This is a genomic window from Bartonella sp. AP4SXKL (assembly GCF_042195845.1).
In the GTDB taxonomy this organism is placed as follows: domain Bacteria; phylum Pseudomonadota; class Alphaproteobacteria; order Rhizobiales; family Rhizobiaceae; genus Bartonella.
The window spans coordinates 18,624-32,682 of sequence record NZ_JBHIPA010000015.1 but is presented as its reverse complement, the minus strand read 5'-3'; the positions used below and the strand labels follow the sequence as shown (position 1 = coordinate 32,682).

Here is a 14,059-nt window from a genome sequence, read left to right as displayed (position 1 = left end):
AACCTTGCAAGAGATATTTTGAAGCATAACAAGCAGGGAGCCCATTTATGTGGTTGGAAAGATGGTCAAGAAACGAAACAGCAAAGATAAAGGTCTTACAGAAACAGAACAACAGCTCCTTCACGAGATGATAGAGACCTATCAAGGCTTAAAGATGATGTCACGCATCATGAAATTGATAGCCTTTATTGTCTTTATGTTTGTAATAGATTTTTCCCGTTTTGTGGACGCCATAGAGAATAGCTTCTCACATCTTAAAAGATGGATAACAAAAAGTTAGATATCAAATCTCTCCTTTAAAAATATGATGAAACAAGAATTTACACAAACATTGTTTGCGTGGATGGGTGGTAAACACTATCTGCGTAAGAAAATTATACCGATTTTAAATAATATTGACCATGAAACCTATGTTGAACCGTTTTTAGGCTCTGGTGTTATTTTCCTAAATAAAAGACCAGCAAAATATTCCGTGATTAATGATTTGAATGGAGAGATCACGAACCTGTTTCAATGTGTTCAAAATAACTTTGATGATTTAGCCAAACGACTAGAATGGTTTGTTTGTTCAAGACAGTTGTTTTTTGAACTTGCGGCGATTGATCCAGAAAGCCTTTCCAAAGTTGAAAGAGCCGCCCGTTTTTTGTTTCTCCAACGTTGTGTGATGTATGGGAAAAAAGAGTATGTCTCTTTTGGCTTTGGAAGGAAAAAGCCTATAGCATTTAATCCCGATAAGCTGTTATCAAGGATGCGACGTGTTAGACAGAAGCTTCTTGATACGACAATCTTAAATTTGTCGTGGGAACGGGTTATCGAGCTATTTGATGCACCCGACAGTTTATTTTACCTAGACCCGCCTTATCTTGTGAAGAAGAAGTGTTATAGCTCTGGGAATTTTGTTGAAGATGATTTTGTGAGTATGGCAAAAGTTCTCAAAAGCATACAAGGCAAATTTGTCTTGAGTCTGAATGATTGTGATGCGGTTCGAGAGATTTTTAAGGATTTTGACTTTTTAGAATTAGAGACCCTTTGGACCTCTGGTTTTGCTAAAAAACCACCCCGAAAAGAACTCTTGATTCGTAATAATTGAAGAAAATCATAAAAAGATTTGTTAGAATCAGAAGAAAATATTTCTTCTCTAATAGGACTTTTTATATGGTTACATCTTTTGGTAAAATTTTACGGAAACTTCGCATTGATCACTCCGAACGCCTCTTAGATATGGCTAAGAAATTAGACATATCTGTATCATTTTTATCTGCTGTAGAAATTGGCAAAAAATCTGTTCCTGTAGGACTGGAGGAAAAGATAATTGAACTCTATGCTTTAGATCAAGAGGTAGCAGAAATTTTGAGAAGAGAATCGGATGCTTGTCGCAAAAGTTTTACAATCAAGACTTCTGATCCGTTGAGAGGTGAAGCTGTTGGCATGTTTTTTAGAACTTTAAAAGATTTTTCACAAGAGGATTTAGAAGCATTCAAAACATTATTAGAGATGATTAGCGAAGCGCAAAGAAAAGAAAATGCTACTGTTGTAGACAAATGTTAGAAAATCCTATTCCCTAACTTTTATTTACGCGTCCCTCACAGTAAAAAAGCTGTATAAATACAGCAAGTTATTTTTACATAAAACTTACATGTTATCCGTAAAGGGTATAAGGGTAAATCCATTGAGCCCCCCATCTTTACGCTTCATAACGGAGTAAGCCTTGCACCATCACACAGTTTGTCAGCTTGTGGGTGTTGCTTACAGCTCTTGGTAATTGAGACGGTTCGTTTGAGGCATTTTTAATTCTTACTTAATAGTTTTTATCCATACGCCTCTTCCCACTTGTAACCTGCAAGAGATATAGTTTTGGTTGATTCAACATGGAACAAGTCTGAAATGAAAGAATCTTACGATATTCTGGATTCTCATTCAACATGTAAAATAATAAATTATCTTTATAAATCAATGTTTTGCCTTACGGTAGAGTTGGTGTAGCATTGAGATTTTAGAGGGAAAATATGCCTTTAAGACTTTATAACAGATACTAAGTCTTTAATAGCAGGTATATTAAATGTACATCATTTAAAATAAATAGAGCGTCGATAGCGAAAAGGGGGCCGCTCTTTAAATACGGATAAATACTTATTCTGTTGTGCTGTAAAACGCTATTGTTTGCGGGTGTGGTGATATAAGATATAAAACTTTATAGGGGTGTTTTGATAAGAGAGTGTGATGAATATTCAAGGGAGGGCTTGTTTATATAATTTTGTGAAAGGAACCATATGAAATGGGAAGCTGAGAAGGAGTTATTTTTGAGAAGGCGGATCGTTTATCAACCGGTTTGAGGGGGGGCATCCTTTTGGGGTGTGGGGAGAAAGCCAAGAATAGGGCATGTAGTACCCTATAGCTATGCTTTTAAAGCGTTTTAATTTTGATCACAAATTAAGTTTAAAATTGCTTTCTGCTTGACAGATGTGAGGACTCTAAAACTTTTTAAAAGCAAATATTCCTCTTTGCTCGAGGCGATTTCATCATAATGGTACGGGGTGTTGTCTTTTTTGATGATATCAGTGTAAAAAAAGGCAAGTGGAACATTCAAAATATCGGAAATTTCCTTTAAACGTCCTGCGCTCACGCGATTTAAGCCTTTTTCATACTTTTGGATTTGTTGAAAAGTGACACCTAAATGATGCCCTAATGTTTTTTGAGACATTTTTAGCACTTTTCGCCTAAAGCGAATTTTTTTGCCTACAAAAAGATCAATATTAAGATTTTGAGCTTGCATTTTCCCCCTCCAGGTGCGAGCGCCCTCGCATTGGTATTCCGGGAGCTTGAAAACACTGAACCCTAGTCAGCATTTTGCTTTTAGTGCTTGGAGCACCTGGACATAGCAAAATCTCCCGGAATTCCGGGATACCCACATAGTGGGTTTATTTTTACGCTAGGGTTTCGGGTTTTCAAGACCCCTTTTGATCGTTGCGTATGCGATCAAAACATTTTTCGATTCATAAAGTAATTTTAGGAGATTGGCAATAAAAATAGTTTTTCTTGAGACGGATAGATTTTTTTAAATAGGAGGTTGTTTGCCTTTCAAAGTTTTAAGGTTTGCTTACTCAACTCATGACATCAGATATGCATTTTACGAAGGTAAACCTTGGTTTTTAAGCTCAAGTTACCGCTTACGGTGCTGTCCTTAACCAATAATCAAAATGATTTGTTTTGATGCGTCTGAGATATCATGATGATAGGGGAAAGCTTTTATGAGTAAAGAGCCCTCATGCAAAATAAACTCAAAACATTATAGATCTTATTGTTGTATATTCACATGTTTGTTTTAGAAGATATTTCTCAATGTTAGCGCCTATTTTACAATGGTGCTTCGTAAAGTATATAGCGTAAAAGCCTCTATGAATGGGATAAAAGCTATATTGCTATCTTTACTGAAAAAAAGATGCTCGGACGGCACATACTCTCTGCCAGTTCAAAATATTACGACAGTTTTTGCCTTTGAAAGGGAGCCTAAGAGCTATTTTTTCTTTCTTCACGTGTTTTTATCTGTACGCTCTCTGCTTATAATATGTAAGCGAATAGGTTTTGATTGATTCAATATAAACAAATTTGAAATGAGAAAATATATTGGGCTTTCTCATGATGCATGTTTTTAAGAGGGGGATACGTTTATTTTCTCAGTGAAGAATTTGAGTATTTTAGATAAAAAACTCTATCAACGTCGTTGTTGTTAGAATTAAAATTTTTATGAGAAAAATAGCATTGGGGAATGATAAGCTTTTGCTATCAAGCATTTTAGAATTTTGCACAACTTAATGATAACTTAGTTATTTTATCATTTCTTATGATCTCTATAGACGATAAAAAGTTGGGATATGGTTTGAGAAAGCAGATGACACAAGTATTATCTTTCGGTAAGTAATTTTGAAGTAAAAGACAGCTTTAAATGACAAATAGAGATAGGTGCACCATGAATGAAGTTACCCATATTGAGACTATTATAGCGCATTATGATGCTGTTTTTTGTGATGTGTGGGGTGTTGTGCATAACGGTGTACATGCATTTGAACCAGCGTTGAAGGCGTTGTATAAAATCCGACAAATGGGAAAAACTGTCATTTTATTGACCAATTCTCCTCGGCTACGGGAAGATGTTGCTGCTCAATTACAAAGTATGAATGTTCATAGCGACTATTATGATGCCATTATCACTTCAGGGGATGTAACGCGCGATCTTATTCTGACTGCTCCGCGTAAAGTTTTTTTCATTGGTCCACAGCATGATTTGGTGCTGTTTGAAGGGTTAGAGTGTGAATTTGTTGAAGAATGGGAGGCTTCTGTTGTCGTCTGTAGCGGTTTTCTTGAAGATTTTGACGAAGAACCCTCTGCTTATGAGGAGATGTTTCGTCGCATGCGGTCGCGGAATTTACCTTTTATTTGTGCGAACCCAGATGTGATTGTCCATTATGGAAATAAAGAATTTTGGTGCGCTGGTGCATTGGCTCGTCTTTATCAACAATTAGGGGGGGAGGTGCGCATTGCTGGAAAACCTCACGCGCCTATTTATGAATGTGCCTTTGAAAAACTTCAAAAAATACGGGGAACAGTAGAAAAAAGTCAAGTTTTAGCTATTGGTGATGGTCTTTTAACGGATATTAAGGGGGCGGCTCATTTTGGTCTTGATGCCCTTTATATTATGGGGGGGATTCATCATTATGATTATACGCAAAATGGTGTGGTTGATAAGCAAGCTTTGCATTCTTTTCTTGAACGTCATGGTTATAAACCACAAGCAATCATGTGGGCACTTCAGTAATGACTAATTTTTTGCGTCTTCAGGGAATTCATATGTTTCCCTCGGCTTGGCGGGGAGCAGTGTTGGCACTTGGAAATTTTGATGGTGTTCATTGCGGACATCAGGTGGTGTTGCAAAAAGCGCTTGATTTCGCCCGTATAAAAAAGAAACCAGCAGTTGTTTTAACCTTTGAACCCCATCCAAGAAGTTTTTTTCAACATTCAGCTCCTGTCTATCGTTTGACAGAGGCAGCTGAAAAAGCTGAAATTTTTAAAACCCTTGGCTTTGACTGCGTGATTGAACAGCCGTTTGATGCACAGTTTGCCGCTCTTTCAGCGGACGAATTTATCAAGTCGTTTTTAAAGGAAGTTTTTGATGTTTCAGTTGTGGTGACAGGCGAAAATTTTCAATTTGGTCATCAGAAAAGCGGAAATGTACATCTTCTTTGCCAAAGGGGAGAGAAATATGGATTTGAGGTTGTGCAAGTTTCTTGCGTTTCTCGTTCTCAAGATTCACAATCTTTGATCATTTCCTCGAGTTTTATTCGGCAACTTCTCTCACAAGGGGAAGTGGACAAAGCAGCCCATTTGTTAGGGTATCACTATCGGATACGCTCCAATATTATTCAAGGTGAAAAACTTGGACGTCTTTTGGGATTTCCTACCGCTAATCAAATGTTGCCTCCCCAAGTTCGTTTGGCTCATGGTGTTTATGCGGTACGTTTGCGTCGTGCGAACGGTGTTTTGTATGATGGTGTTGCAAGCTTTGGTTGTCGTCCAACGGTTGTTAAAGATGGTGCGCCCCTTTTGGAAACCTATTTGTTTGACTTTAACGACGACCTTTATGGGGAAAGCTGTACCGTTTCTTTTTTCCAGTTTTTGCGAGGACAAGAAAAATTTGATGGGCTTGAACCTTTGATTGCGCAAATGCATCGTGATGAAAAAAAAGCAAAAGAAATTTTAAAGACAGTACAACCATTATCAACGTTGGATAGGCTGCTTACTTTTAAAAATATGTCCTAAACTGATCTGAAAAAGAGAGAAGAGCCGTAAAAATAGCACTTAAAGTGATTATAATCACAAACATATATTCCAAAACATCGTGGAATATATGTTTTTTCCGTTGTTGAGAGGGAGAATCGAATATCTGAAGATCTGATTTTGGCATCATTTTTTTCAAAGTTAACGTTATGGTTTTTGTTGTCATTCAAAACTTTACTGCTTGTTTCTTTCTGATCCGTTAAAACTCGTCATAAAAGATGCAGTAAAGAATAAGCAACCAGCCTATTTAGCAATAATAGACGTGAAGAAGGAGAAAGGCTGTTTTTAAAATTTCTTGCGATTTTAAGCTTATAGTTTGATAAAATTTAATTGATGACTTTTTTTATTTTAAAAGGTTATTGTTTCTTTTTTCTAATTTGGCTTATTATGTCATTTATGCCGTATCATCGTTTATGATGAGAGTTGGTTCGTGTAACCTTACGCATGTGATATTTTGTATTATGTAATGAATATTTTTACAAAAGTTTTGTTTGTCGAGTCTTGTGAAGAAGATTAGTGGTCAGCAGCAGTTTTCGTGCTGACCAATCACGTAAACGAGAATGAAGCTGCTGGAAAATGCTTTAAGTTTCGTTTCTCTTGTATATTGTGATGGGGAATGCATATTAAGGAGACTGCGATTGATTGTAGATAAAAGAAATCATTGCGAGAAAGCAGGTGTATTGTTTCAAAATTTCTAATGCTTTTGATGGATAAAGGCACAATTTTGTTGTCGTAACACGTCAATCTTTCAGATTTTTAAGTTAAAAACTATCCATATATTTCCTTTGTCTTTCACAAATGTAACGCCTATAATGCAAAGGAAAGACAGTCTTGTAAGGATATGAAAACACAAAGCCAATAATGTTTTGTTGTTTTTCTCATAAAACTTTTTGTTTAGCGATTCTCAACGCGAGCAGTATGTTTGAGATAAGGATTAAGGCGCTTTAGTGCTCTCTCTACTGTTACAGCTTTTGTATACCAGATGGGGAGAGTCTATTGCTATATTCATTTGGATAATCTCTGAAATCAATCTACAGCCTTATTGGGGAAAAATATGAAGTTATCAAGGGGAAAATCAGTCCAGATGACAGTCTTTTTACATTCGGGTTTGCCACTTTCAAAAGGGTCCAGAGAAATATCTCTTAAATCATGAAAATAACAGCTTCAGGCTTTTGTTGTTCTTTGAATAGGATATCACGTCCCACAGGTAAAATAAAATGCTGGAATATCCTTGTTTTGCTAATTTATGCACTTCTTTTAAAGAAATATCTCTCAACGCTTCTCATATTCATTTTCATGATGGCTCTCATGAATGGTATCATACAAGTTTCGTTGAGCGCTATCATCTTTATGCCTAATAAAAGAGCAATCCGACACCATCCGTTATATTGACAAGCCTTTAGTGTTGTACAGTCTAGGCTATTTGAGAGCGCTTATGAGAGTTTTTTCTTAACTCGTTTTATTTCACACGAACACTTCCTGCTTGTGACATGCAAGAAACATGCTTTTGATTGCTTCAATATAAATAGGCTTGAGAGAATCTTACGGTATTAGGATTTATCACTCAACGTGCAAAATAATTAATTGTTATAAATCAATATGTCGCAGTTAATCATAGATTATGGCTTACGGCTTTTTTATAAAATACTCTGCATGCCGTTTATTCGGAATATGGGTTTTCTTAGTGGTTTTACTGTCGTTTTAGGTGTCTGTGGCGTACGAATGAGCTCGTATTGGTAAAGGAAGAGAAAAAGAAGGTGGAGCAGTGATAAAAGGTGAGGTGAAAATAATTTTCTTCGATCATCATATGAATTTTCACGCATTTTTATGGCTTCGGGTGTGTATGCTTGTTGTATATTGAGGAGCAAAGCTTGCTTGTAGAGTTTTATGAAGTGGCAAGCCAAAGGAAAGGCGCAAAACAAAGATTATTGACAGATTGTTTTTTACAAATCGATGCGTATTTAAGAATTTTCGTCTTTTAAGGTGCGTAGGAAATGTGCGAACCCTCTGTTTAAAGACGCGCTAAACGATAAAGATGCAGCGAGCGTGATCCGTGATGACAATAGGCAAGAAGAGGCAGAGAGGCTGTTTTTAAAATTGTTTGCATGGCTTCAACAGCTGACTTTTCTATAGTTGGAGGAGAAATGGGAATGTGATAGGCTTTTATGCCATATTCATTTGCGACCGTTTTAATGCTAGAAAAGTCAGGTTGATGGAGCTCTTCGTGATCGGGGCGGTTACAGATAATTGTTTTAAAACCAGCTTGTGCCAATGTTTTGATATTTTCTATGCTAAGTTGGGCGCTGATAAAAATATCAGGTTCAATTTGTTGTAAATTCATTTTTGTTTATTCCCAATTGCATGATCTTCACGATACCCTCTGGTCTGGTATATAGAAAGAACATAATGAAGGTAAGTTTTTCAGTGGCATCTTAACAAAAATATTCTTTTTGTCGAGAAAATCTATTTGGGAAAAATGAGCTATAAGATGCAAAATATCTCACTCCGCAACATGTTCGTTATGCGATTTATGAAAGACGGATGTTTGGTCTTTATGGATAATCTATAGTGTTTACTAAACATAGACATTTCATTGTGTTGCTTGTTTACGCGCTTGCTAGAGGCCCCCTTATTTCTCTTAAGCCCATTTTACTCTGTCGAGCGTCAAAGAGTATAAAATTCATGGATCACCACCCTTTTTACGCTTATGAAGAAGGAAGTCGGTACCATTGTTATATTTGCCAACCCCCAATATTGTAATAGTTCTTGATACTTGAGATTCTGCATAAGAAGCATTTTAAATCCTTTCTTGTACAGTTTTTACCCACACGCCAGCCCTGATTGTACGTACAAGAGATATGATTTTGATTAATTTAATATAAGAGGCATGAAATGAGAGAATCTTCCTGATTTCGGCTCTCTCATTCAACGTGCAAAACAATGAATTCTCCTTATAGTTTGTTGTATATTCAGAGTGGAGCTTGTTTGTAGAGTTGCATTAAGTGGATTGCATGAAGGGAGAATCCCAAAAGGCCAGTGCAAAATAAGAAGCTGGATCATTTACAGCGCATTGTTTACAGATCGACATGGATTTAAGAATCTTCGTTTTAGGGTGGGGGGGGGGAGAAGAGCATGCCTCTTTTAAATTTATTTTGTTATTTTCAAGAATATCATCTTCATAATGTTTTGCTCATGTTAAAGAATATTATAAAAAATTGCGGGCTATTATTATTTATCCTGAAAATGGGAGAAATGATTATTTTGCACGTATTGGATGCTTGTTTCTTTTATTACTTTCAGTATAATCGTAAAAACGATAATACTGAAAGGCGTAATGGATGATCATTGGACTTTTGAATCAAAAGGGAGGTGTCGGAAAAACGACGTTGAGTGTTAATCTTGCTGCCAGTTTTGCACGTACTGGTACACGGGTATTGCTTATTGATGTTGACCCACAGGGAAGCGCATTGGATTGGGCTGCTGTACGTGAAGATGCTCCTTTGTTTTCAGTTATTGGTTTACCGCGTGCAACGGTTCACAAAGAGATTACACAGATTGGTCATGGTTATGATCATATTATTATCGATGGTCCTCCGCGTGTGACGGATCTTGCTCGTAGTGCTCTTATGGCTTCGGATTTGGTGCTTATCCCTGTTTTGCCTAGTCCCTATGATATTTGGGCAGCGGATGGAATTGTAAAGCTGATTGATGAAGCACGCGTTTATAAAGAGAATCTCAAATCTGCTTTTGTTATTAATCGTAAAATCGTCAATACAGCGATAGGGCGCGATGTGAACGAAGCTCTTGGCATATACCCTGTGCATGTTCTTTCTTCTAGTGTTGCGCAGCGCGTGATTTTTGCAGAAGCAGCAGCACAGGGGAAGGCCGTTTATGAAGTTGATAAGCAAGGACCCGCAGCGGCAGAGATTGAAGCGGTTGCAGCGGAAATCAAGGAGTTAGCACGATGAGTAAAAAAATTAAAATTGGCACAAAACCAACCAATAAATCAATTCCTTTAACAGCGGATGCATGGATAGGAAGCCACAAAGGGAGCATGAGTGGAGGTATGAAACGCCTCACGATTGATATACCAGAAAGTTTGCATCGGTTGATTAAGGTCAGTTGTGCAAGTCGTGGAACTAAAATAGCTGATGAGGTCCGCGAATTGCTTTCACAAAAATACGGAAAAGTGTAAAAAATGATACGATAATTTCATTGCTTTGAGTGCTTTTTCTAGAGATGATATCGATTGTTTTTATACGAAGTTAATAATAAAAGTGCTCTTCTTTTTTCACGATGGTTGCTTCATTCAAGTTGTTTTTCATAAGGTTCTGTATCATCGCATGAAAGAGCTATGAGTTTGCGAAAAATTCTCCGTTTCAAACTTTTCCCTATAAATGTGATAATCATCATACTACTTGTGATCTTATCCGCTAGATGAGTAGATAAGTTTATTCTTCCATAAAAATTATCTTGATAATGATTTTAAACATCAGGTTATTTTTTTGTTTATTGTACTTAATACATGCGTAAATAATGTAATTAAGAGTAGCCTTGATTATTTTTTTCTGTTATGCAGCAATCCGTTTTATTAAATTATATTCATTGTTTATAAAGGGGGGATAAAAATAAGTAAAATTTACTGATATTGACGCGCTATAATTTTTCCTAATAAACAAAAGAAGTCATTGAGTATATTATAGAAAATATTTCTTACATTTATATGATTTTATAGTCTTAAATATTTAATGCCAGTTGTAATGGTACGCAAGGCAATAGGCTTTTTTCTTCAATTGGAATGTATAAGATCGCTTTTTTAGCATTTCTATTGGCTTTTAAAAAGTACAGGGGGACTTAAAGCTTTCTTTCTTTTCCGGTGGTTTAGAAATGATAAGAGCGCAATTAGTTGATTAAAAGCTGTATTCTTTCGTTTGCAGGGAATTTGCAATGGGTATAGGCATGACGAATTTTGGGTAAGATATCGTGCTGCTTCTCGTTACCAAAAGGTTCTTGAAGGAAAAGAAATGATTAAAAAGCTTTTTGAGAATGTCAAGATATCAGAATTTTTGCTGAAGTTTTAACACTTCAAATACAAAGAGCTGCCGTGCAGATAATGTTACAAATGCAAGTCTGATAAATGAAAGGCAGTTTTCATGATTTAACATGTTTGCGTTGGAAGTGTACGTATTTGCAAAGGAAAGTAGACGCAAGGTCACAATATAGGAGGGGATGTGAACCCAAAGATATTGTTAATAAAATATTCGCGTACAGAAGTGGATTTTAAAATTTTTGAAAATGCACAATGAACCGAATGTACAATTTTAATCGGGTGCTAAATTATGTCCTAAACTTTGTAAATTTGAAAAAGGGGAATTTATTGATGAATAAAGCCATTATTATAGCATTGCTGGTTTGTACTGGACTTTTCGTTGCTGGTTGCGAAAAAACTTACAGCGTAACGGAATTTAAGAAAGATCCCAAATTACTCAATCAGTGGTTAGAGAAATGTTTTATTGCAGGAAGTTTTGATTCAAAAAATTGTAAAAACGCAGAACAAGCTGAATTAGAAACTCGTAAAAAATGGGGAATTTTTGGCTCTGGAAAGGACGACCAAGAAAAAACTGAAGATAAAAAGGAAGGGAATTAAATTATGAATAAAGTCATTATTACAGCATTGCTGCTTTGTACTGGACTTGCTGTTACTGGTTGTGAAAAAACTTATAGTGTAAAAGAATTTAAAACAAATGAAAAATTATACGAGGAATGGGCAAAGAAATGTGAGAACGATGATTCACCGCTCAAATCCTCTCAAAATTGTAAAAACCTTCGACAAGCATATGTAGAACTTTTTTTAAGGCCCTAAATTGTGTCCTAAACTTTGTAAATTTGAAAAAGGGGAATTTATTGATGAATAAAGCCATTATTACAGCATTGCTGGTTTGTGCTGGACTTGTCGTTTCTGGTTGTGAAAAAACTTATAGCGTAGCGGAATTTAAGAAGGATCCCAAATTACTCGAGCAATGGGCAATGAAATGCATGATATCAGAGGATTTAGATTCTCAAAATTGTAAAAACGCAGATAAAGCGTATCGTGAAGTTCATGCCCGAGATTGGCCTGGTTCAAGCTTTGTACATGATGACGAGAAAAAAACTGAAGAGAAAAAGGAAGGAAATTAAATCATGAATAAAGTTATTATTACAGCATTGCTGCTTTGTACTGGACTTGTCGTTGCTGGTTGCGAAAAAAACTACAGCGTAGCGGAATTTAAGAAAGATAAAACATTACTCGAAGAGTGGGCAAAAAAATGTGAAAAGCTGGATCAATCTTCTATGGAGAAATCTAAAAATTGCCAACATGCCAGACAAGCATATATGGAACTTATGTTTGGCATTAATTAAAAACATACAGTTCAATAAATAAGGAATTTTTTAGTTCTTGATTCTATTGCGTTTTTAGGCTCTCTCTAACTTTTAGAGAGTCTTTTTATGGCTTCAAGAATTAGTCGTTTACGATCAGTACTCTTTGTGTAAACGTATGCTATACTGTCATTTGTTCAGCTCAAAAGTGCTTTCAATTGTAGATAGTATTGCCTCCCAATGAGTTGTTACGTGTTACTGCTAATTTTTTAATGTTTTGGTTACATGTATTTAAAATATGAGATTAAATCTATCTTTGGGGTGTTTTTTTGCGTTTATCACAAATAAATGTTTCATCACACTAAGATCGTCTTTAAGTGTTGCGGCTAATTTCGGAAAAATTAGGAGGAAACATTTGTTTGGAAATTACGTTCTCTGTTTTAATAAAGAGAAAAACATTCTGAATAGAATTATTATCGTTTCATACTCAAATGTTTTTCTCAAACTATTTTTAAAAAATTTCTTTTGATTTGAGAATATTATAACATTAGTTAAGTTGTGAGACAGTTTTGCTAGGACGGTTTTGCTGGATGTGTGAGGAATTGAGCGCTCTCCACATCTTTTCATTTTTCTCCTCTCTTTTCTGAGTTTGCAAGGTTTTTCCTTGTTATTTTTTTATCTTAATTGTGTCGTGATATTATCATGTTGAGCGGTGGAGCGCATATAAAACTTTACGTATGAGGTGTTTTTTGTTCTCGAGTGTGTGATGAATGTTTTTCTGAATAACACTTTGATTTATAAAAATAATTTAATTATTTTATACTGAATAAGGATCTCGAATAACGTAAGATTCTCTTATTCCAAATCTGTTCTCGGTTGAATTAATTAAAACCATCTTCTTGCATGGTACAAGCGGGGAGAGCCGTGTGGATAAAAACTGTTGAAGAAAGACGTAAAAATGCCTTTTATGAATTATCTCAAGTGCTAAAGGTTTGTTGGCAACATTTGGGGCTGGAAAAGTGTGTGATGCTGCTGGTTTATTCTCTCATAAGGGTAAAGATGGTGTTCAATAGATTATCATAAGCTTCATGAAATATTATTCTTTAGAATTGTGATATGCCCTGAAGGGGAAATTTACTCAATAAAGAGACAAATTATTTACAGATCATATCTGATAGAAAATTTCGTTTTTTAAGGTGGGAGTGAAGTTGAGATTCAAGATAGCGTGAAAAGACGGACACTGATGGTTAAAAATGCATACAAAAAGCAGAGTTTATACTCAAATAGTTGCAAGCGATGTTTGAAATTGGGTGTGTGGTTTATCTGTAGAATTAAAATTTTGCTTTGCTCTTATGTGAAATTAAGATGCTCATTTGCACAGATTATAAAAAGCCAAAAGAGTATGCTTAGTATATTTCTATTACGAGAACTAAAATAACAACAAAAGCATTGATGGTGATAATCAAGGTTGAATAAAGCATAGCGGCTTTTACGAGATCAGCCATAAAAACCTCTTTCTGTTCTTTTTGAGGTGATTTTATGAATAACAATATGTTACAATCTGTAATATATGCTGATACAACATATTCGGCAAGCTTAAAATCGTTCCTTTTTTTATAAAAGCTTAAGGAGTTGGAGTATTGTGAATCCTAAAAAAGAAAGCTTTAAAAGGACTATTGATTGATTTTGTAAGTTTTGTGTTGCTGGAAACTTTTTTTATCCTGTTATGCTATAAAGCACTGTCATTTATAACGGTAATATAAGACATATAAGTTTTCTTGGAACGTTTAAGTATTTTTTAGTGTACGATGAATATTCGTAGGTTTATTTGTTGAGTCTTTCGTTTAAGTGAAGCAGATGAGGGGAAAGT

General features: G+C 35.6%; 13 protein-coding genes. 11 read left to right on the top strand and 2 right to left on the bottom strand.

Annotated features, from left to right (window positions below; all coding sequences use genetic code 11):
* The first annotated feature begins 49 nt into the window (after positions 1–49).
* From ACFIMI_RS07920 to ACFIMI_RS07910, 3 genes are all read left to right on the top strand, one after another.
* Positions 50–280 carry a hypothetical protein gene (locus ACFIMI_RS07920; RefSeq protein ID WP_375692428.1) on the top strand — a complete coding sequence of 77 codons (231 nt, stop codon included), beginning with the start codon at positions 50–52 and terminating at the stop codon, positions 278–280.
* A 24-nt stretch (positions 281–304) separates the two neighbouring features.
* Complete coding sequence (locus tag ACFIMI_RS07915; protein WP_375654459.1) at positions 305–1,090, top strand: DNA adenine methylase; 786 nt, start codon at positions 305–307, stop codon at positions 1,088–1,090.
* Positions 1,091–1,155: 65 nt separating this feature from the next.
* Positions 1,156–1,548, top strand: a complete 393-nt coding sequence (locus tag ACFIMI_RS07910; protein WP_375660029.1) for a helix-turn-helix domain-containing protein — start codon at positions 1,156–1,158, stop codon at positions 1,546–1,548.
* 865 nt (positions 1,549–2,413) lie between these two features.
* On the opposite strand, the gene ACFIMI_RS07905 is transcribed toward ACFIMI_RS07910, so the two are convergent.
* Complete coding sequence (locus ACFIMI_RS07905; protein ID WP_375613566.1) at positions 2,414–2,773, bottom strand: helix-turn-helix domain-containing protein; 360 nt, start codon at positions 2,771–2,773, stop codon at positions 2,414–2,416.
* A 1,194-nt stretch (positions 2,774–3,967) separates the two neighbouring features.
* On the opposite strand from ACFIMI_RS07905, the gene ACFIMI_RS07900 reads away from it, so the two are divergent.
* Together ACFIMI_RS07900 and ACFIMI_RS07895 are read left to right on the top strand one after the other, a co-directional pair.
* Positions 3,968–4,813, top strand: a complete 846-nt coding sequence (locus ACFIMI_RS07900; RefSeq protein WP_375660101.1) for a TIGR01459 family HAD-type hydrolase — start codon at positions 3,968–3,970, stop codon at positions 4,811–4,813.
* Entirely contained in the window at positions 4,813–5,814 is a 1,002-nt protein-coding gene (locus ACFIMI_RS07895) for a bifunctional riboflavin kinase/FAD synthetase (protein ID WP_375636852.1), read from the top strand. Before ACFIMI_RS07900 ends, ACFIMI_RS07895 begins: the two co-directional genes overlap by 1 nt.
* A gap of 2,029 nt (positions 5,815–7,843) precedes the next feature.
* Here ACFIMI_RS07895 and ACFIMI_RS07890 read toward each other — a convergent pair.
* Positions 7,844–8,173, bottom strand: coding sequence for a TIGR01244 family sulfur transferase (locus tag ACFIMI_RS07890; protein ID WP_375610590.1), 330 nt, complete (start codon positions 8,171–8,173; stop codon positions 7,844–7,846).
* A 997-nt stretch (positions 8,174–9,170) separates the two neighbouring features.
* Here ACFIMI_RS07890 and parA point away from each other — a divergent pair.
* From parA to ACFIMI_RS07860, 6 genes are all read left to right on the top strand, one after another.
* Positions 9,171–9,800 (top strand): ParA family partition ATPase, encoded by a 630-nt coding sequence (gene parA / locus ACFIMI_RS07885; RefSeq protein ID WP_375613562.1) that lies wholly within the window; start codon positions 9,171–9,173, stop codon positions 9,798–9,800.
* On the top strand, positions 9,797–10,027 hold the full coding sequence (locus ACFIMI_RS07880; protein WP_375613561.1) for a plasmid partition protein ParG: 231 nt from the start codon (positions 9,797–9,799) through the stop codon (positions 10,025–10,027). The genes parA and ACFIMI_RS07880 overlap by 4 nt, the downstream gene beginning before the upstream one ends.
* Positions 10,028–11,212: 1,185 nt before the next feature.
* Positions 11,213–11,479: an EexN family lipoprotein gene (locus ACFIMI_RS07875; protein WP_375627920.1), complete on the top strand. Its 267-nt coding sequence runs from the start codon at positions 11,213–11,215 to the stop codon at positions 11,477–11,479.
* 3 nt (positions 11,480–11,482) lie between these two features.
* On the top strand, positions 11,483–11,695 hold the full coding sequence (locus ACFIMI_RS07870) for an EexN family lipoprotein (protein ID WP_375621543.1): 213 nt from the start codon (positions 11,483–11,485) through the stop codon (positions 11,693–11,695).
* Between the two features lie 44 nt (positions 11,696–11,739).
* Positions 11,740–12,009, top strand: a complete 270-nt coding sequence (locus ACFIMI_RS07865; RefSeq protein ID WP_375627922.1) for an EexN family lipoprotein — start codon at positions 11,740–11,742, stop codon at positions 12,007–12,009.
* A gap of 3 nt (positions 12,010–12,012) precedes the next feature.
* The gene (locus ACFIMI_RS07860; RefSeq protein WP_375613558.1) at positions 12,013–12,231 is read left to right on the top strand and encodes an EexN family lipoprotein; all 219 of its coding nucleotides are present in this window, start codon (positions 12,013–12,015) and stop codon (positions 12,229–12,231) included.
* Positions 12,232–14,059 lie beyond the last annotated feature (1,828 nt).

Bases quoted from the DNA above. Each gene is read 5' to 3' on its own strand.
- ACFIMI_RS07915 (WP_375654459.1), top strand. From the start codon at position 305: ATGATGAAACAAGAATTTACACAAACATTGTTTGCGTGGATGGGTGGT.
- ACFIMI_RS07910 (WP_375660029.1), top strand. From the start codon at position 1,156: ATGGTTACATCTTTTGGTAAAATTTTACGGAAACTTCGCATTGATCAC.
- ACFIMI_RS07905 (WP_375613566.1), bottom strand. From the start codon at position 2,773: ATGCAAGCTCAAAATCTTAATATTGATCTTTTTGTAGGCAAAAAAATT.
- ACFIMI_RS07900 (WP_375660101.1), top strand. From the start codon at position 3,968: ATGAATGAAGTTACCCATATTGAGACTATTATAGCGCATTATGATGCT.
- ACFIMI_RS07895 (WP_375636852.1), top strand. From the start codon at position 4,813: ATGACTAATTTTTTGCGTCTTCAGGGAATTCATATGTTTCCCTCGGCT.
- ACFIMI_RS07890 (WP_375610590.1), bottom strand. From the start codon at position 8,173: ATGAATTTACAACAAATTGAACCTGATATTTTTATCAGCGCCCAACTT.
- parA (WP_375613562.1), top strand. From the start codon at position 9,171: ATGATCATTGGACTTTTGAATCAAAAGGGAGGTGTCGGAAAAACGACG.
- ACFIMI_RS07880 (WP_375613561.1), top strand. From the start codon at position 9,797: ATGAGTAAAAAAATTAAAATTGGCACAAAACCAACCAATAAATCAATT.
- ACFIMI_RS07875 (WP_375627920.1), top strand. From the start codon at position 11,213: ATGAATAAAGCCATTATTATAGCATTGCTGGTTTGTACTGGACTTTTC.
- ACFIMI_RS07870 (WP_375621543.1), top strand. From the start codon at position 11,483: ATGAATAAAGTCATTATTACAGCATTGCTGCTTTGTACTGGACTTGCT.
- ACFIMI_RS07865 (WP_375627922.1), top strand. From the start codon at position 11,740: ATGAATAAAGCCATTATTACAGCATTGCTGGTTTGTGCTGGACTTGTC.
- ACFIMI_RS07860 (WP_375613558.1), top strand. From the start codon at position 12,013: ATGAATAAAGTTATTATTACAGCATTGCTGCTTTGTACTGGACTTGTC.